A 17,109-nucleotide genomic window follows, 5' to 3' on the forward strand; every position below is an offset into this window, starting at 1 on the left:
CCACGCCCCTCCTTCGGATCAGCGCGCCAGGTGGAAGACGGCTGCAGCCACGATGGTGCCGAGGATGGTGCCTGCGATCACTTGGTTGCGTGTGTGGTCCCGCAGCTCGACGCGGGACCAGCCGACGACGACGACCAACAGGAAGCCAAGGGCCATCCACGGGCCGTAGGTCTGCACGAGCATCGCGCAGGCACCTGCGGACACGGCCTGGTGGACGGAGATCTTCCAGGCGAAGGTGATCGCGGTGAGAATCGCGAGCGTCACGAGCATCGAGACGATGAGGGCAACCATGGTGCGCGGCGCCCCCGCGACAAGCATCAGGACGATGCCGGTGGCTACGGAGAGCAGGATGACGGCCATCACGACTAGCCGTGCTGGCTTCGCTCCGACGTGTCTGTCGCCCCAGTGACCCTTGCGAATGCCGTACTTAATGAAGGTGATCGGGATGACGGCCGCGAAGAGGGCGCCGACCACACCCCAAGCAACACCTGTCCATTCTGCGGTGTGCCAGCCGACCAGCAGCGTGACAGCGATGATCCAGTTCTTCGGCTCAAGCCAGTCTGTAATGCGGCGGGCCAGCCGCGACTCGCTGGGGCGGACATCAGTTGTCATCTGAGGAGATCCTTTCCGAAGCGCCCTGCTCGTGGGAAACGGACGAATGTTCTTGCCGGACGAATTCGGAAACGACTGGCGAGGAGAGGTACGCGCGGGCAACGGTGCGCAACCATGACAGTTCGCTCGCTCTGTCTCGGCCAGTGACGCCGAGGGTTGGATATTCAACTCCCCGCAGCCGTTCCCCATTTCGTGCGCTCTGGACGGCTGCACGCAACCAGCAGGCTTCCGCCACTGCGTCAGAGAGTTGCGCAGCGATCCCTTCCTGACGGACGAATCTCCGGGCCTTTGTGTGCATGTCGACTGACACGTACTCGCGAAGCGCCAGGCAGGCATCCTCGATCTCGATGACGCACCGCTCCAGCCGGAAGCGGACACGCCACCTGCCTACAGATGTCGCCAGCACCACATACGGGGCTGCTTCCGTGAGCTGCGCCCAGAGCGGACGCAGTTTCCGCAGGGTGCTCCACGCGGCGACGTATTCCACGGCGACGGAGAGGGGAGGCAAGCAGACGCCGACTGCGACCGACAGGACGGTGGCTTGCTTGAGCGTTGTGGAGAGAAGGTTCTCCAAGGCTGGATAGCTGGTGCCGGAGGCAAGCTGAACCGTCACGAAGACGATGCGCTGGAGGGCGTACAGGCTTCCGAGCAGGGTTCCCAAGCCCAGAAATCCGAGGCCGGCCTTCCCCAGGAGAGTCCGGCTGTGGCGTACGCCGCCGAGGAACAGCCATGTAGCGACGACCATGGCGATGCCGATGTACAGCGTGAAGACCGTCATGTAGAGGACGGGAAAGAGGGCGCCACGGCCCTCCCCAAGCCTGACGGGCCCTCCTGACGTCCAGTTGGCCAGGGCGTAGAAGGCGAGCATGAGGGGCAACGTCACGCCGGCGGCCACCAGCCGGGTGCGACTTGCCAGGCCCTGCGGTCGAACGACTGCGATGACGAAGTCGAGCAGATATGCCGCCGAGGTAACGCCGAGCAGGTGCTTCAGCAGCGGCGACAGCCTGGCGTCTGCGCCGACGGCGGCATCGACTGCCTCTTTGACCGGCGGAACCTCGAACGTCATGGCAGCTGCGAGAGCCACCAGGGTCAGCGCCAGACTTCGCTGCTTGCGAGAGTGCCGGAGGGATGGCAGTCGCCACAGAGCCACCAGCCAGAGGACGCCGGCGATGAGGGTGGATGTACTCATGAGCGGCGGTTCCTCCGTGGGTGGACCAGGGCGTCGTCGAGCCGCGCCACGGCACCGGACCGACCGCGTTCCCGGCCCGAGTGGGCAAGATCGTGAAAGAGCTCTCCCAGGCAGGAGGCGGCCATTTCGGCGTCGTACTCGGTCTCGCTGTCGTAGCTCGTCCGGCCGAGAGCGGAGAGCACGGCAGAGGGGTCGACCCCGTCAGGCAGGACTCCCAGTAGAGACCTGACGACGCTCTCGTTGTTCCCGGCGTGCCCGAGCAGCAGGTGCGCTAGCTCGTGGCGCACGATTTGTGCACGATGCCGCTCGCTGGTAGCCGCGACGTGAAAGACGTAATCCCCGTGGTCGAACGAGAGGACCATTCCGCAGGGAGCGTTGGCCCCTCCGGTCTCAGGCAATTCGTGGAGGTGCAGGGGGTGGCCACGCTTGACGGCGAGCTGCCGGCATATTTCATCCACCGCGTAGGGATCGGATATCTCGATCCCCCGCAACTGCTCCTCACACAGTCGCCTCAGCTGCGCCTCTCTGCGCGCGAATTGCCGCTTGAACATGGACGAGATCCTTGCTGTAGCCCCCGAATGAGCGCTGACACGGCCTGCGCTAACCGGAACCCACCATTCCGCGTGGTTCTAGCGGAGCTTTGCATAGGTACAGATGGTTGCCCAAGGCGATCTTGAAGATCCATGCGCGGCATACCAGTCAAATCCACCCAGCAGGTGAGGGAGGTCACATCACTGCCCGGGCTTGTCGAGCCCTTCCCACCGTCTCGCCTGATTGATCACATCCGTGATCATCCTCAAGCTGTCCGCCGAGAGGCCGTTGGCTCGAAGCGCAAGGCCGCGGACGTCGCTGTCGGCTACGGCCTCGATCAGCTCCAGGGAGGCGCGCACCTTCTCGGCCTCCTCGGCGTCGTAGTCCGAGAAGAAGTACTGCTCTTTGACGTGGAAGTGGCCGGCAAGTCGTTCCACCGTCGTGTAGGTGGGGTTGGGCTTCGCGCCGGTCCGCAGCTGCGAGATCGCGCTCTCGGACACGGAGATCGCCCGGGCGACCTCGGCGTTGGTGTAGCGCTTGCCGGTCCCCGGGTTCTTCTTGGTCTCGAATAGGTGGTTGAGCTTGTCGGCGAATGAGCGCCGAGCGTCGGCCGCGCCGCCGGGCGCCTCCGCCGGCCCGCTGGACTCCACCATCACCGACTCCTCTCATCTAGACGCCGACTCCGGACTGTACTGCAGTGTAGTTCCCGGGACCAAAGGCCGAGACGCTTCACTTAAGTGTTGACAGACTGGGATCACTTTGGCGTAGGTTTTCGATCACAGCTTCACTGAAGTGTTGCGAGGCCAGCAGAGCGCGGTGAGCGCTCCTTGCCCGGCCTTCGTGACCTACGTACGCGCTAGGACCGCCCATGATCGCTCCACCCCCGTCGCAGCAGCTCACGCGACTTCTACAGGGTTTAAGAACCAACTCTGGACCTTGACGCGGAGCCGTGCGTATGTTCGTCGTCCCCCGCCGGGCAGACCGCCCGCATGGACGAGCACAGGAGCAATGACGTGCACAACCTCCGGGCCTCATAGGTCCCTGGACACAGCGACGGCGCCCGAGAGCGGCAACTCCCGGACGCCGGACGCTTAACGGCTGTACCGCCCCGGCAAGGGCGGAGATCGCCACCATCACCACGCTGATCCCTTCCACGGGGCGTCTCAGCGTGGCAACACCAAAGGAGATTCTTGCATGCGCTCCGCCCTGCGCAAAAGACCCTACCGTCCGGCCTGCGCGGCAGCTAGCTCCGCCTCGGCGCCTCAGCGCCCCGAGCCGGACCGCACCATCCAGGCCCCTGCGAGCCGCCGCTTCCGCCCGCTTGCCGGGAGCGGCCGATGAGCAGCGAAGCCCGCGAGTGGGTGTGGGAGCACAGCTCCAGCCGAGGGGCCGCGCGTCTGGTCCTGCTGTCGATCGCCGACCGGGTGGCCGACGATCAGTGCATCTCCTGGGCCTCGCTGTCCAGCCTGGCCAAGCGCACGCGCGCCTCGGTCTCCACGGTGCGCGAAGCCGTCGAGCGCCTCGTCCTCGCCGGCGAGCTGGAACAGCTCGATGACCTGGTGGGCCCGCAGCGGAGCACGGTCTACCGCCTGCCTCTCGCCGCCGAAGCGGTCGCCCAGGCGCTGCGAGAGCAGCAGGAGGAAGCGGGTGACACGGCGGCGCCGGACGAGCCCGCTGGCCCTGCCAAGCTCCGGCTGTCGGCCCTGCGGCGGTACGGAATCCGCCCGCGTGAGGTGCCGGAATCCCCCGCGAGGGTCCGGAAACCGGCAGTACCGGAAACCGGCAGGTCCAGGCGGAAACCGGCACAGCGGCGTACCGGCCACCGGCACAACGATGTACCGGCCACCGGCACACAGAACCGTAGTGAACCTGATTTGAACCGGAGGTACAGCAGTGGTGGTGCTGCTGTCACCTCGGCTGCCGAGTGGCAGGTCGACCCCGCCACCCACACCTGGGCCCGCCAGCAGGGACACCTCGACCGCCTCGGTGAGCAGGGCCTGCAGGCCGCCGACGCGAAGTGGCGTGCACATCGAGCAGGCCATGCTCCGAGGCCGGCGGAAGCCTGGGCGGCCGACTGGCGAGCCTGGATCACCCGGGAGCACGCCCCCAGCCGCCCGAACCTCTACGCCGTGCCCGGCCAGAACTCCGCCGCGCCCGGTGGCATGACGCGGGCCGAGAAGCACACCGCCGCCCTTCTCGCCGCCCTGGACGAGCCGACCGGAACGGAGGGCTGACCGTGGACCGCCGTGAAATCGCTGCCCTGCTGGCCTACATCGGCAGGCTCGACCCCCGCAGCATCCGCACCGACGAGGGCGAGGCCCGCGACCAGCTCGCGCAGTGGAACGAGCTGCTCGGTGACGTGCCGATGGCCACCCCGCATGGCTGGGACGCCCGCGTCGCCGTCCGCCAGCACTACCGCGCCTCGCCGTACCAGATCCAGCCCGCGGACGTGGTCCGCCCCTGGGAGAGCTACCGGCGCAACCGCCTGGCCCTCCACTCCGACCCCACACCGTCCGCGGACCCGGACGACCAGGCCGCCTGGACCGCCGAGCTGGTCGGCACCCGCCGCGCCGTCGCCAACGGCATAGCGCAACCTGCACAGGCCCGGGCCATCACCAGCGGCCAGGAGGAGATCAACCCGAGGCTGCAGGCTCGACTGGAGCAGATCGGCTCCTGCATACCACCCGCCGCCCGAGCCGCTCTCGCACCGTTCCGGCCTGCCCGGGCAGCACGCGAAGCCGCCGTCGCGCAGGGGCTGCCTGACGCACTGAGCGTGCGGTGCGAGTGGTGCCTGGCCCCGGTCGGCGAGCCATGCCGACGCCGCCGGATCGGCCCCAACGACGGAGTACGCGCCATCACGCCGCGCGCCACCCCGCACCCCGGCCGTGTGGACCTCGCCGCCCAACAGGCCCAGCAGCCCGCCCTGGCCTGACCGGCGCCTCCGGCGCGTGCATCCCGTCCGCTGCACCGCCGCAACCTCACCGTCCCGCACCGGCTGCGGCGCACGCCCACGCGCCGCAGCCGGCACCCGACGCCGCACCCGCCGAGCACTGCGCTAGCCGGCCGGTGTGGCAGCACATCGGAGACTCGCCTTGCGCCACATCACCACCCATGACGCGCCGGCCACCGGCCTGCGCGGCATCGGAGACACCAGCTGGCACGTTCGCGGAGCCTGCCACGGCATGGACGTCGAGGACGCCGACGCCGTGTTCTTCCCCGGCCCTCGGGATCACGAGGAGATCGCGGAGGCGAAGGAGCTGTGCGGCTGGTGCCCCGTACGCCGCGCGTGCCTGGACTTCGCCCTGGAGAACGTCCTCAAGGAGGGCGTCTGGGGCGGGCTCACCGAAGCCGAGCGGCGCCCGCTGCACGACAACCTGCACCGGCGCCTGGACTACCGACGTGTGACCGCCTTCTTCCAGGGACGCGACGTGCACCTGACGGAAGCCGAGCGGCAGGTGGCCATCGACCACGCCTACGTCCGGGGCTGGCAGCCCGACCGGCTCGCCGCCGCCCTGCAGATCAGCCACAAGCACGCCCGCGACCTGCTCCGGCAAGCGGCCAACAAGGTCTTCGACCGCGACCGCAACTACGGCGTGCCCCGCTCCAAGAAGAAGCGGAAGAAGACCTCCAAGGCCAAGGGCACCACCGCGCCCACAGCTCCCGGCACTCAGCAGCCGACAGGCCGCCCGGCGGCGTCGACCCCGGCGCGCGCCCCTCTCGGAAAGGCAGCATGACCCACCCTGTCCTCGCCTTCGGTGCTACCTCGGACCTCCCTCTCCTCCTCGCCGCCGTCGTGCCCGCCGCCCTCGCGCTCGTGCTGACCGCCTGGGCCATCCGGCGCCGGGGGGCCCGCTCGCAGAAACGTCTCGGCGGCCCGGCGGTCAAGGTCGCCGCCGTCGCCGCCCTGGGCTGCACCGCCTACAGCGCCGACACCAGCTGGCGCTTCGCGGCCGACTACCTCGACATGGCCGGCACCGCCGAGCGTGCCGGCATGTTCGCCGCCGCCGAACTCGCCCTGTTCGCCACCGCGCTGATGGCACGGCAGAATCTGGCCGTCCAGGGCGCTCCCGGCCTGCCGGGCACGCTGGTCTGGGTGATCACCACGGTGCAGGTGATCCCCGCCTATGCCGAGAGCGGCCCCGTCGGAGGCACGGTCCGCGCCTTCGTCGGCCCGGTCATGGCGGCGATGCTGTGGCACCTGGCCATGGGCATCGAGCTGCGCCTGCGCACCCCAGGTGCAGCCTCCAACGGACTGCTCGCCGTCCTGGGCCGGGAGGCACGCGAGCGGCTGCTGTCCCGCCTGGGCATCGCCGCGCGGGACCGTGACGCCGCGCAGATCACCCGGGACCGGGCCACCGCCCGTGCGGTCACCCTCGCCGCCCGCCTCGCCGAGCGCACACCCGAGCAGCAGCAGAGCCGTCGCGGCCGGCGGCTGACGCGACGCCTATCAAAGGCGGTCGGCAGGGCTTCGGTCGGCACCGACCCTCTCCAGCGGGCGCAGCTGCTCGACCAGCTCGCCGCCCGGCGCCACGCGCTGGCGCTCGCCACGGTCCCGCTCCCCTCTCCCTGGTCCCCGGCGCACAGCAGCGCATCGACGGCCACGGTGACGTCGACTGTGCCGGTCCCCGTCCCCACTTCCGACGGTTCCGACGAGCCGGTCCGGGACCGAGGACCGTGGGCTCCTCGGGGACCGGTCCCCGAGAAGGCCGACCCGGAAGCCGAGGTCGGCGTAAGGACCGGGGGCGACGAATCGGGAACGCCCGCGGGGACCAAGCCCTCTGAAGACGGTGCGGTCCCAGGGACCGAACTCGCCGGACCGGAAGCCGCAGCTCGGGACGCAGCGGCCATGAGGACCGGCCACAGCACGCGAGAAGTAGCAGCTCAGGACCCGGATCATCGGGGACCGGGCATCGCGCAGACGAGGACCGCGACCCCCGAAGGCCGGGGACCGGCAACCCCGCAGTCCGGGACCGAGACCACCCAGGACCGAGGACCGACCGCCCCACAGTCCGGGACCGACACCACCCAGGACCGAGGACCGACCGCCCCACAGTCCGGGACCGACACCACCCAGGACCGAGGTCACAAGGTCCCGCTTCGCCGGAAGCCGGCCAGGACGACCCGGTCGAAGAACAAGGACCGGCGTGCACGGTCCCGCTCGCAGACGGAGCGCCAGGCACGCGAGCTGGGTGAATCCGAGCGCCAGCTTGTCCGTGAGGTGCGTCCCCATGTGCCGGCTCTGCTCGAACGGGACGGCAACGGCGCGATCACCCGAGTGCAGCTGCGCGAAATCATCCGCCGCCAGGGCCTGACGGGTGTCGGTAACGACCGACTCGGCCTGGTCCTCCAGGAGCTGCGGAACGCGGACATCACGACGACGAGGAGCACCGCCCGATGAAGACCTGCCACCAGTTCAAGACGGTCCGCGCGGAGTACGAGCGCGAGATCGGATTCATGCTCGCTCACTCCGAGCGGCATGCGGGCAGGCCGGCGGCGAAGTCCAGTGCGAAGCAGGCTGCCTCGGCGAAACAGCGGATGGCCCGCGCGCTCAACAGCCACGTCGGGCGCTGCCCCGAGTGCGGCTGAACCGGCAAATCCCAGCTCAAAGCCCGTGTCCGTAAAGGTGGCCCGGCTCCACGCCGGGCCACCGCCCCGCTTAGGAGGTACGCCATGATTCCTCGTCCCCCTCGCTTTTCCGGGCCCACCACCGCCGAGGCCGGTGCCTGGGCGGACGTCTTGGTCCGCCGGCAACTCCTCCACGCCGTCGTCCTCACGCCGACCGGGCAGTGGCTCGTCCAGGACCGTCCCAACAGACCGGTTCGCGTCCTTGCCAGCCCAGCCGATGTCCTCGCGCTGGCCGCAACCATCCAGCAACGCACCCGCTCTACGAGGCCCGAATCCCGATGACGAACGCACCCAAGAACGGCACCACCCCGGAACCTGATCCCGGCTCCAACTCGGTCTCGGGGCGAGCAAGATGGAGGTTCGGACACTCCCCCGAGGGGGGAGCGTCCGACCCAGCCCCCGCCCCTGGGGTGGCGGGGCCCGACCGGCACCAGGGGGCGCCGGTCGGGAATGCTGCGACCGAGGGCGGATCGCAGCCAACCGCCGCCCGCAAGGGGCGGCCGAAGGGGCGAGCGCGTCCGCGCGACAAGAAGCAGCGTCGCGCGCACAGCGTCCGCCTCAACCCGTCCGAACTCGCCCTCATCCAGGCCGGAGCAGACACCGCCGGTATGAGCGTGGCGGGGTTCCTCGCCTATGCCGGACTAGCCATGGCCCGCGACCAGTCCCGCACCGCCGCCGCCATCGCCACTGAACGCGATGTCCTCACCGAATTGTTCGCGATGCGGCGTCAGCTCGGCTGGGCCGGCAGCAACCTCAACCAAGCCACCAAGATCCTCAACTCCGGCGGCGACGTTCCACGTCTGGCACACGTGCTGGCGGACGTCCACCGAGCAGCCGACGCGGTGAGGACGGCCGCAGACAAGGTAGCCAATCGCCAGGCAGGTGAGGCACCTTGATCCCACAGATTCACAAGCAGGGCAGCAACACCCTGGGACTGCTGTACTACCTCTACGGCAAGGGTACCCATGAGGAACACGTCGATCCTCATCTCGTCGCCTCCTTCGACGACATGTCGCCCGACCCCGGACGCGATGCGACAGCCACCAAGAGGGATCTCGGGCAGCTACTCGACCAGCCGCTCCGCCTCCTCACCGCAGACCAGCGCCCCGACAAGCACGTGTGGCACTGCTCGGTGCGCGCCGCGCCCGACGATCCCGTCCTGACCGACGAACAGTGGGCGGACATCGCGCGTCGCATCGTCGCCGCCACAGGGATCGACCCGCGCGACGGTGCGGGCTGCCGCTGGGCAGCCGTGCGCCACGCGGACGACCACATCCACATCGTCGCCACCCTCGTGCGGGAAGACGGCCGACGCCCCGACCATCACCGATCCGGTAAGCGTGCGCAGGCGGAAGCCCGCCTCATCGAGAAGGAACTCGGCCTCCACCAGGTCGCTCCCGGCGACGGCACCGCCGCGCGGCGGCCCACCAGCGCCGAACGGCACAAGGCAGAGCGCCAGGGCCGCGAGCGCACCGCCCGTGAGGAACTGCGGGAATCCGTGCGGCGTGCGGTGGCCGGCGCGCGGGGCGACGAGGAGTTCTTCGACCGGCTTGCGGCCGCCGGCCTCCTCATCCGCAAGCGCGCCGCGCCCTCCGGCGACCTCCTCGGATACAAGGTCGCCCTGCCCGACGACCTGAACAAGGACGGCGAGCCGGTGTTCTACCCCGGCGCGCGGCTGGCTCCCGACCTGTCGCTGCCCCGCATCCGCGAGCGCTGGGCCGGTGACGTGCAGGACGTTCCGGCTGTCCGGCGGGAGGGTGCGAGCCGTACAGGGCCGGGCAGTCCGGCCTCCGCGCGCCGCGGCACGGCATCGGCCGTGTGGCAGGCCGTGCTCGTCGTCGACCACGGCGAGGACGGGGTCGCCGCCGCCCACATCGCCGCGGTCGGCGAGGTCCTGGACGCACTCGCGAAGACGTCCGCCGCACACACCCGCCACGAACTGCGCGACGCTGCAACGGCTTTCGAACGGGCCTCGCGCTCTCACGTCCGCGCCGTACGCGGGCATGATCGAGCCCTGCGACAGGCCGCCCGCGACCTCGTCCAGGGCGGTCCGGCCCTCGGCCGGGGTGAGGACGGAGCCACTACGGCGATGGCGATCGACATGCTGTTCTTCCTGATCACCGCCACCGCGCACTGGCACGCCAGGAAGGGGCATGCCCAGCAGGCAGAAGCCGCCGCCCGGGCCGCCGAGCACCTGCGCGCCGCCTACCGGGCTGCCTCGGCCCAGCCGCTCGGTGTGCTCTACCAGCGTGGTCGGCGTCTGAGCCGACCGACGCTCCAGCGGCAATCGGTGTTGCTGCGCGAGGCGCTGCCGGAGCTGGCCGAGCAGATCCTTGCCGAACCCGGCTGGTACGCCCTGGCTGCAACCATTGCGGAAGCCGAAGCCGCCGGCCACGACCCGGCCGCCCTCCTGTCCGACGTTGCCGCTCGGCGCGAACTGGGCACCGCGGACTCCATCAGCGACGTGCTCGTATGGCGGATGCGGCGGACAGCCGACCTGCCCGCCGATGCCTCCCAGCTTCCCGAGACCAGCACCGCAGCGAACCGGTCCGCGACGCGCAGGGCGACGACCAGGCCCTCCGCGCCCGGCAGGCGGCGCAGCGGAGAGGAGTCACCGCGTCAGGCCCGATAAGTACACCGGACGGCACGCAGGCTCCCCGGATCGCCGCTGTGCCGTACCGAGACATGCGTCGTGGCCTCCTCGTCACCCGGGCAGCCGAGAGGCCACACCCGTGCTGACCTGGCCGAAGGGACTGTGGACGTTGTGAATTGAAACCGCCGACGGCGTGGGGCACGATCATGAAACGCGCAGGACGAGGTGCCGAGGTAGAGGAGGACGCCAGGGTGTTTCACCGGATACGCCGCAGGGCCAAGGGGCCGAGCGAAGCTCAGAAACGGTTCGCCGAGCTGCACGCGCAGATGCAGGGACAGGTCCCGCCCGGCATCGGAGTGCCGGCGCCCAAGCCGCAGCCCGCCGAGCCGACCGCCATCGTGGACGACTTCCTCCCGCCGGAGCTGCGGGTGCCGAGCCACGACCAGGTCGAAGGCAAGATGATGCCGTGGAAGCAGCCCCTGGTCCTCGACGGCGAGATGGCCACCTGCGCCGAGTGCGGCGCGTACCGGGACTGGCTCATCCTCTCCACCCGCGGTGAGATCTGGCTGCGCTGCCGGGCCGGACACCAGCAGCTGGAGACGCGCATCGACACCGCCTGGTACAACCGGCACTCCGGGCCGGCGGACTCGACGCACGCCACGTTCGAGGACTGCCTGCGCCACCTCGGGCACTGACCACCACTCCTACGACCCCACCGGGCCCGCGGGCCCGCACTGACCACCCGTCGCCTAGCACCAAGGGGTCAGTTCCGTCATGCGCGTTCGCGTCGCCACCACCGCACTCGGCATCACCGCCGCCCTCCTCGCCGTACCCGCCTGCTCCACCGACACCCCCGGGTCCAAGCACCAGCCCTCCTCCTCCCGTACGGGAAAGCCGACCGAGGTCGCCCAGGAGCCGGCCGCGCTCTCCTCGGCCGCGCTCGAGTCCCGCCTGCTCGACCCGCGCGACCTCGGCAGCGGCTACCTTCCCCAGCCGGAGCGTCCGGCCCAGCACGATGACGTCACCGTCCTCGGCTGCCCGGCCCTGAGCGAGCTGGGCGGTGACGCGGCGACTGGCGGCACACTCGCCTTCCCGCACAAGGCGAAGGCGGACTTCACCTACGGCTACAGCTCCTCGGAGATCTCCGAGGAGCTGTACAGCGACAGCGTGAAGAAGCTCTCCGACGGCACCGGCCGGATCTTCGATGCCATGACAGGCTGCCCGGCCTATCAGGTCGTCGCCGGTGGCACCCAGGTCGACGTGACCTCGCAGAAGCTGCCCGCGCCCAGCGTCGGCGGTGATGAGCAGTGGAGCCTGCTTTTGACGTTCATCGCCGGGGGCCGGAGCACCGTGGTCAAGCAGACCGCGATCCGCGACGGCAGCCTGCTGCTGGTCCTCTCCGGCTCCCCGGCCCTCGTCGACCGCCACCTCGACAAGGCCCTCGCCAAGGCCACGGCAACGAGCTGACCTGCGCGCGCGTCACGCTGCTGCCTCCGACCGTCGCGGTCGGGGGCAGCAGTGCGTTATGGGCTAAGCACTAACGACCCGACCGGCCACTTCGCCCGGGAAACAAGAAAGTCCGGCACCCCCAACTGGGAGGATGCCGGACTGCGATCGTCGAGAGGGGTGCGCGGGACGTTAGATGGCCGGCGCGCGCAGGAGGCGCTCCTGGGTGGCCTCGGGCAGGACCCGCCGCAGGACCGGTGCGGTCGAGCTGAGGGAGGCGGCGAAGGCGGCGACGAGATCGTGCGGGACGCTGGCGGCGAACGAGGCCACCCACAGAAGCGGGGCGCCGAGCACAGGCTCGGCCCACGCCTGCCACCCGGCCGGTCTAGTCTCGTCGTCCTCGGCGGACAGGGCCCGCAGGTCGCCGTCCTGGATGAGGGGCGGCACCTCCCCCAGGCTGATGTGCGAGGTGAACGTCGGGTCCATCGCCGCCGCCTCGGGCTGGTCGATGTCGCGGAACCAGCCGTGGGCGGCGACAGCGTCAAGGACCAGCTCGGGTCCGGCGAGCGCCGAGGCAGGCTGGTTGCTTGCGTCGAGCGCGACGAGGAAGTCGACCACCGCCTCGCCGGGGACGTCACGGGTGAAGTAGGCCGACCACTGCGCGAGCGGTCTGCTCGCCTCGGCTCGGGCGGAGATCTGCCAGGCGATCGGCAGCCCACCCAGGTGGAACGGCTCGTCCGCCAGCCCCCACTGGGCCCAGCGCAAGGCGTCGGGGCTGATGTGCAGGACGGTGCTGCGCAGGACCTGGCGGTCCTCCGGTTCCTCGTCCGGCTCGTGCCGTCCGCGGACGATCGTCAGGCTCGTCCACCCCAGGCCGGCGAGCGCGTCGGCGACGACGTCGTAGAGGCGTCCATCGTCACCGGCTAGGTGCCGGGGGCCGACCCAGAACGCGGGCTGGCCGCCGCGCGGGGCGGACGGGTCGGGCGGAAGGTCGGGGTACAGGGGCGCCTCCAAGGGCTCGGTGCGTGTCTAGTTGCCGCCGGCACGGCGGCGAGGGCGGCGCGGGGGCGCCTGGACGGGGCCCTGCCACGTCAGGGCGATGGCGACCTCCGGCGGAAGGTGGCCGAGCTGTGCGTCCTCGTCCCGCCCTTCGGCGAGGTAGACAACGGTCCGGCCGGTCTCGTCGACCGACTGCAGGACCTGCGCCAAGCGGTGCGCCATCGGGAAGAACGGGTTCATGGCCTGGCGGACCGGAGCGCTCCGGTCGCAGCCGGACAACAGATCGATGAGATCGCCGACGGTCGTCTCCGGGGACGTCACGGACAGCCTCCTGGGGTTCGAGGGAAACGGGGGCGGTGGAGCCGGGCCGGCCTACGGCACCGCCAGCGCTCACAGGGCGGGCGCTATGTATCGGTGGCCGCGCTGTCAGAGGCGCCATGAGGTCTGCAGCACCCTCGCCACGGTGGCGGCGACGATGTCGGCCGGCGTCTCGGTGTCGAACGACATGTGGTAGCCGCGGACCTGAGCGGTACCGGTGACGGCGATCTTCCACCCCTCGCCGTCCGTGCCGGGTCGGCCGTGCGGAAACCAGCCGAGGTAGAACCGGCCGTCCTTGGAGCTGACGTGCACGTCCGCGCGATCATCAACGATCAGGTGGAAGTCCTCGGCCGAGAACTGGTCCATGACCAGAGTCGGCTGACCGGGGCCGAGCTGCCACTCCCGCAGTCGCAGGGCCTCGACAGTGGTGGAGAAACCGGGGCCCGCAGGGGCTACGGTCACGAGCAATCACCTCTCTGACCTGGGGTTTCTAGCAAGGTCGTCTACGTTGACATGCTCTCGCGCACGTTGGCCAGTCTTTCCGAGATCTTTCCTGTCTGCCCCCGGCGAACTGCCGTCCATCGATAGCAAAGCCACCGGGCGGCGACGGTCTTCGGCACCACCAGTGCGATGCGACCCGATGCTGGCAGATGGATAACATGGCCCGCGGGATTCGGTAGCGGCGAACCCAACGCTTGAAGGATTAGGGCTGATCGACCCGGGGGAAAAGATGGCAGTCAGGTTCGACCCGCATATCGCCCGCCAGACATTGGACGAGGCGTTTAGGCAAGCGATGGAAGCAACTTCGCTACCAGAGGCGTGGCTGCACCTTTCGCGCTCACTGCGCCAGGAAGAAGCGCCACGCACTTACACCCCCGCACTGGGTACCGCACTCCTCGCTCGAACACTCGACGAGACCGTTGACCCTCGCTCTATCAAGCAGCAGGCACACAATGCTCGATCCTATTCGGCTCGAACCCTATGCCACCGCGTACTTGTACCCGCTTCCGCGGAACTCGGTTTCGACCTGCACACCGCAGGAAGGGAACCTTTCAACAACCACCCCTTTTTCCGCTGCGACCATTGGGACGAGATACCCCGACCTGAAGCGGAAAAGGGGATGCATTTCGACAGGGTCGATAAGGCGCTGAGACTTCTCGATCGGCAAGACCCGCAGGAATGCAAGTTGGCGCTTATGGCCTTCCTGAAAGTCTGCTCCGAGCATTCAGAGTACGACAAGAAGCCGAACTTCACTGCCCGTCATATGGCTGGCGTGCGCAAAAATTACGCGTGCGATCCCATCCCTATAGATGGCGGCCAAGCTCAGCTTTTCAGGGCGAGAGACAAGTCCACGGGATCCGTGGTAGCCCTGAAGAAGCTCCGCACACCGCTAGAGCGCCGCGTCGCCAGAATGAGGCGGGAGATTGAAGTCGGACTGTTCCTGAGCGGTCATCCTCATGCCATGCCCATTCTGGACCACGCGCCAGATCATAGCTGGTTCGTCATGCCGTATGCGCAGGGAACGGCCCTGGACTACCGTGATGACCTACGGAACGACGACGCGCTGGCCCTTCTCCTGCAATCCGTATGTTCGGTCCTTGAGGTAGCACACGAAAAAGGCTATGTGCACCGTGACATCAAACCGGCCAACATTCTTCTGCTGGACGGCCGGTGGGTGGTTGCTGACTGGGGCATTGTTAGGCGTCCCCGAGGGATGACGACCGACCCTCAGAGGACGAGGATGGGTGTAGCTTTGGGATCGGCTGGGTTTGCCGCCCCCGAACTGGAAGACGACGCTCACAGCGCGGGGCCGCAGGCCGACATATACAGCCTGGGCCAATTCGTCGGGTGGGCAATCACAGGAAAGCGCCCCCGCGCGAATATTCCCCTCCTACCGGAGAGCGGCGCATGGCGTGCGGTCGTAGAGACCGCCACGAGAGAAGACCCCGCCATGCGGCCCGAGTCCGTCACCGAGTTCCTCGAAATCGTCACCCGCGAGACACAAGTTCCCATTAGGTCGACTTCTGGTTCTCATGTTCCAGCAGCCGAGTAATCCTGCGGGCTGCCACCACGCGTTTACCCACTGAGCGGATGCCAGGCGTCGCGGCTGCCTGCGGATCGAGAGGGGCGCTGGGTTAGCAGGCAACTCGCCTCACGCGCTGGCGGGCTGGTCAGGAAGCGCCCGCCCGCCAGGAACCACCGAGTTCGGCAAGATGCCTGCGCAATGCGCCGCGCTGCTCCTCAAGATCCTGCGAGGCGGGAGACAGAAGATAGACGTTGTCCCGGTAGGGACGGAAACCCAGGCTCTCCCACCCCTGGGCGATTTTGGCGTTCACGCGGTCCCACTCGGCTCTGGCCGTCAGCCGATGGCTGCTGAGATCGGTGATGCCGGGCGAACAGGCGACGGCCCGGCAGCCGGCCATGAGCCGGGTGATCACCTCGCAGGCAAGCACGGCCGCCAGGCCGTGCCCGCGCCATGGCGGATCCAGCGTCACGCGATTCATGACGAGCAGCGCTGAGCCGACGTACTCCAACTGTTCGCTGACTTCGTCGGTGAAAGAACCCGTCTCGGGATCAAGGAGGACCTGCGCGGTCTCGTACAGTTCCTCCGACTCCTCCTCCATGGCCCAGTAGGCGTTGCGGCCCCGGTCGAGGTGCACCCGGTAGAACGTCATGGAGCCGACGACTACGTCCTCGACCGTGCACGAGGAGCAATCAGCAGTCGTACACCCGCTGGAGCTGACCGGCTCGTGATGTTCACCATGAGCGCGTCGGCGGTGCAGGACGGCCACGTTCCAGCACTCCAGCGTGTCCGCCTGGGGAGTGTCCCAGAGTCCGTCGTCGTAGGAGATGCGCACGTGTAGCTCGGAGGAGTCGCCTGGCAGCGGGGAGGGCTCGGTCACGGCCGCAGCGTAACGAGGTGTCCGCGCGTTCGTGGATAACGGAGCCCCAGCTCAGAGATAGCGTGCCCACACCCACGCCGAAGCGAGGAGTTCGTGCGCTGGGACCCGCGGTCCTTCGCCGAGCTGAAGGACAGCTGTTCCTCCCGATTCGTCCGCGGCAGCTCACCGCACGCGCGTCACGGTGACCACGGCATGCCTCGTCGTCCCCGCCAGCACCTCGACGAGCAGTCCGGACTCCGCCGCCGTGAACGACTCGCCCCCAGCCGCCCGACCTCGCGTGGCCGGAGCAACGGCCACCAGCGCCGCCGCGACCTGCGCGGCCAGCTGCGCCCCGAGCCGCTGAGACAATGCAACACGGCCGTCAGGCAACCGCACCGCCAGCGCCCGCGGCCGACCCGCCGCCCCCGTGAACCCCACCACCTCCGCGTCGATCGTCTCCGCGTGTCTGACCTTTTTCCACGACGACGACCGACCCGCCCGGTACGGCGACCGCCCCGACTTCGCCACCACCCCCTCCACACCGGAGCCGGTCAGCGTCTCGTACCAAACCCGGGCGACCTCCACGTCTTCCGTCGCCGACACTGCCTGGATTGGCGACCCCTCCGGCAGCCCGGCCACCATGTCCAGCATCAAGGCGCGCCGCTCCTCATACGGACGCCCCCTCACGTCCCCGGTGGGCAACGACAAAACGTCCCACACGATGAGCAGCGCAGGGTGCCGCGCCGCCAGCTCCCGCGACCGTGCAGGCGAGGAAGCCGCCCGAGCCTGAGCGGCCTCGAACGACACCTGCCCGTCAACCATGACGACTGCCTCGCCGTCCAGCACGACACCAGGCGGCAGGGCCATCCCCGCCACGGCAAGATCCATCCAGGGCGTCGTCACGTCCCGACCCG

19 protein-coding genes are annotated in these 17,109 nt (G+C 69.1%); 10 read left to right on the forward strand and 9 right to left on the reverse strand.

What is annotated here, in order from left to right:
- Positions 1-18: 18 nt before the first annotated feature.
- The 4 genes from AC02VZ_RS12995 to AC02VZ_RS13010 form a co-directional block, all read right to left on the reverse strand.
- On the reverse strand, positions 19-612 hold the full coding sequence (locus AC02VZ_RS12995; protein WP_054100449.1) for a phosphatase PAP2 family protein: 594 nt from the start codon (positions 610-612) through the stop codon (positions 19-21).
- The gene (locus AC02VZ_RS13000) at positions 602-1,801 is read right to left on the reverse strand and encodes an MAB_1171c family putative transporter (protein WP_358896997.1); all 1,200 of its coding nucleotides are present in this window, start codon (positions 1,799-1,801) and stop codon (positions 602-604) included. The genes AC02VZ_RS12995 and AC02VZ_RS13000 overlap by 11 nt, the downstream gene beginning before the upstream one ends.
- Positions 1,798-2,352, reverse strand: a complete 555-nt coding sequence (locus AC02VZ_RS13005; RefSeq protein WP_381311644.1) for a secondary metabolite protein — start codon at positions 2,350-2,352, stop codon at positions 1,798-1,800. Before AC02VZ_RS13005 ends, AC02VZ_RS13000 begins: the two co-directional genes overlap by 4 nt.
- Positions 2,353-2,532: 180 nt before the next feature.
- Positions 2,533-2,985, reverse strand: coding sequence for a helix-turn-helix domain-containing protein (locus AC02VZ_RS13010; RefSeq protein ID WP_054100446.1), 453 nt, complete (start codon positions 2,983-2,985; stop codon positions 2,533-2,535).
- A 684-nt stretch (positions 2,986-3,669) separates the two neighbouring features.
- Between AC02VZ_RS13010 and AC02VZ_RS13015 the strand changes: the two genes are divergently transcribed.
- The 9 genes from AC02VZ_RS13015 to AC02VZ_RS13055 all read left to right on the forward strand — a co-directional run bounded on the left by AC02VZ_RS13015 (position 3,670) and on the right by AC02VZ_RS13055 (position 12,017).
- Entirely contained in the window at positions 3,670-4,566 is an 897-nt protein-coding gene (locus AC02VZ_RS13015; RefSeq protein WP_381311642.1) for a helix-turn-helix domain-containing protein, read from the forward strand.
- A gap of 2 nt (positions 4,567-4,568) precedes the next feature.
- The gene (locus tag AC02VZ_RS13020) at positions 4,569-5,264 is read left to right on the forward strand and encodes a zinc finger domain-containing protein (RefSeq protein WP_054100443.1); all 696 of its coding nucleotides are present in this window, start codon (positions 4,569-4,571) and stop codon (positions 5,262-5,264) included.
- 160 nt (positions 5,265-5,424) lie between these two features.
- On the forward strand, positions 5,425-6,066 hold the full coding sequence (locus AC02VZ_RS13025; protein WP_210962016.1) for a WhiB family transcriptional regulator: 642 nt from the start codon (positions 5,425-5,427) through the stop codon (positions 6,064-6,066).
- On the forward strand, positions 6,063-7,730 hold the full coding sequence (locus tag AC02VZ_RS13030) for a hypothetical protein (RefSeq protein ID WP_476475414.1): 1,668 nt from the start codon (positions 6,063-6,065) through the stop codon (positions 7,728-7,730). The genes AC02VZ_RS13025 and AC02VZ_RS13030 overlap by 4 nt, the downstream gene beginning before the upstream one ends.
- Positions 7,727-7,918: a hypothetical protein gene (locus AC02VZ_RS13035; protein ID WP_007491133.1), complete on the forward strand. Its 192-nt coding sequence runs from the start codon at positions 7,727-7,729 to the stop codon at positions 7,916-7,918. Before AC02VZ_RS13030 ends, AC02VZ_RS13035 begins: the two co-directional genes overlap by 4 nt.
- A 317-nt stretch (positions 7,919-8,235) precedes the next feature.
- Positions 8,236-8,853, forward strand: coding sequence for a plasmid mobilization protein (locus tag AC02VZ_RS13040; RefSeq protein WP_399450761.1), 618 nt, complete (start codon positions 8,236-8,238; stop codon positions 8,851-8,853).
- On the forward strand, positions 8,850-10,589 hold the full coding sequence (locus AC02VZ_RS13045) for a relaxase/mobilization nuclease domain-containing protein (RefSeq protein ID WP_432054697.1): 1,740 nt from the start codon (positions 8,850-8,852) through the stop codon (positions 10,587-10,589). Before AC02VZ_RS13040 ends, AC02VZ_RS13045 begins: the two co-directional genes overlap by 4 nt.
- A gap of 212 nt (positions 10,590-10,801) precedes the next feature.
- Positions 10,802-11,245, forward strand: coding sequence for a hypothetical protein (locus AC02VZ_RS13050; RefSeq protein WP_432054696.1), 444 nt, complete (start codon positions 10,802-10,804; stop codon positions 11,243-11,245).
- A gap of 79 nt (positions 11,246-11,324) precedes the next feature.
- On the forward strand, positions 11,325-12,017 hold the full coding sequence (locus AC02VZ_RS13055) for a hypothetical protein (protein ID WP_381311630.1): 693 nt from the start codon (positions 11,325-11,327) through the stop codon (positions 12,015-12,017).
- 171 nt (positions 12,018-12,188) lie between these two features.
- On the opposite strand, the gene AC02VZ_RS13060 is transcribed toward AC02VZ_RS13055, so the two are convergent.
- From AC02VZ_RS13060 to AC02VZ_RS13070, 3 genes are all read right to left on the reverse strand, one after another.
- A complete protein-coding gene (locus AC02VZ_RS13060) occupies positions 12,189-13,010 on the reverse strand; it encodes an SPDY domain-containing protein (protein WP_381311628.1) in 822 nt (273 codons plus the stop codon).
- 15 nt (positions 13,011-13,025) lie between these two features.
- A complete protein-coding gene (locus tag AC02VZ_RS13065) occupies positions 13,026-13,316 on the reverse strand; it encodes a hypothetical protein (RefSeq protein WP_432054695.1) in 291 nt (96 codons plus the stop codon).
- A gap of 105 nt (positions 13,317-13,421) precedes the next feature.
- A complete protein-coding gene (locus AC02VZ_RS13070; protein ID WP_432054694.1) occupies positions 13,422-13,775 on the reverse strand; it encodes an SPDY domain-containing protein in 354 nt (117 codons plus the stop codon).
- 268 nt (positions 13,776-14,043) lie between these two features.
- On the opposite strand from AC02VZ_RS13070, the gene AC02VZ_RS13075 reads away from it, so the two are divergent.
- Positions 14,044-15,366 carry a restriction endonuclease, SacI family gene (locus AC02VZ_RS13075; RefSeq protein ID WP_432054693.1) on the forward strand — a complete coding sequence of 441 codons (1,323 nt, stop codon included), beginning with the start codon at positions 14,044-14,046 and terminating at the stop codon, positions 15,364-15,366.
- Between the two features lie 118 nt (positions 15,367-15,484).
- Here the strand turns inward: AC02VZ_RS13075 and AC02VZ_RS13080 are convergent, their stop codons facing one another.
- Together AC02VZ_RS13080 and AC02VZ_RS13085 are read right to left on the reverse strand one after the other, a co-directional pair.
- Positions 15,485-16,216, reverse strand: coding sequence for a hypothetical protein (locus AC02VZ_RS13080; protein WP_432054692.1), 732 nt, complete (start codon positions 16,214-16,216; stop codon positions 15,485-15,487).
- A 162-nt stretch (positions 16,217-16,378) separates the two neighbouring features.
- Complete coding sequence (locus AC02VZ_RS13085; protein ID WP_432054691.1) at positions 16,379-17,098, reverse strand: ATP-dependent DNA ligase; 720 nt, start codon at positions 17,096-17,098, stop codon at positions 16,379-16,381.
- Positions 17,099-17,109 lie beyond the last annotated feature (11 nt).

It is taken from the genome of Streptomyces sp. 3-6 (assembly GCF_056323165.1).

Excerpts from the sequence above, each read along its gene's own strand:
- AC02VZ_RS13035 (WP_007491133.1), top strand. The coding sequence starts at position 7,727 with ATGAAGACCTGCCACCAGTTCAAGACGGTCCGCGCGGAGTACGAGCGC.
- AC02VZ_RS12995 (WP_054100449.1), bottom strand. The coding sequence starts at position 612 with ATGACAACTGATGTCCGCCCCAGCGAGTCGCGGCTGGCCCGCCGCATT.
- AC02VZ_RS13015 (WP_381311642.1), top strand. The coding sequence starts at position 3,670 with ATGAGCAGCGAAGCCCGCGAGTGGGTGTGGGAGCACAGCTCCAGCCGA.
- AC02VZ_RS13005 (WP_381311644.1), bottom strand. The coding sequence starts at position 2,352 with ATGTTCAAGCGGCAATTCGCGCGCAGAGAGGCGCAGCTGAGGCGACTG.
- AC02VZ_RS13075 (WP_432054693.1), top strand. The coding sequence starts at position 14,044 with ATGGCAGTCAGGTTCGACCCGCATATCGCCCGCCAGACATTGGACGAG.
- AC02VZ_RS13010 (WP_054100446.1), bottom strand. The coding sequence starts at position 2,985 with ATGGTGGAGTCCAGCGGGCCGGCGGAGGCGCCCGGCGGCGCGGCCGAC.
- AC02VZ_RS13055 (WP_381311630.1), top strand. The coding sequence starts at position 11,325 with ATGCGCGTTCGCGTCGCCACCACCGCACTCGGCATCACCGCCGCCCTC.
- AC02VZ_RS13000 (WP_358896997.1), bottom strand. The coding sequence starts at position 1,801 with ATGAGTACATCCACCCTCATCGCCGGCGTCCTCTGGCTGGTGGCTCTG.
- AC02VZ_RS13040 (WP_399450761.1), top strand. The coding sequence starts at position 8,236 with ATGACGAACGCACCCAAGAACGGCACCACCCCGGAACCTGATCCCGGC.
- AC02VZ_RS13030 (WP_476475414.1), top strand. The coding sequence starts at position 6,063 with ATGACCCACCCTGTCCTCGCCTTCGGTGCTACCTCGGACCTCCCTCTC.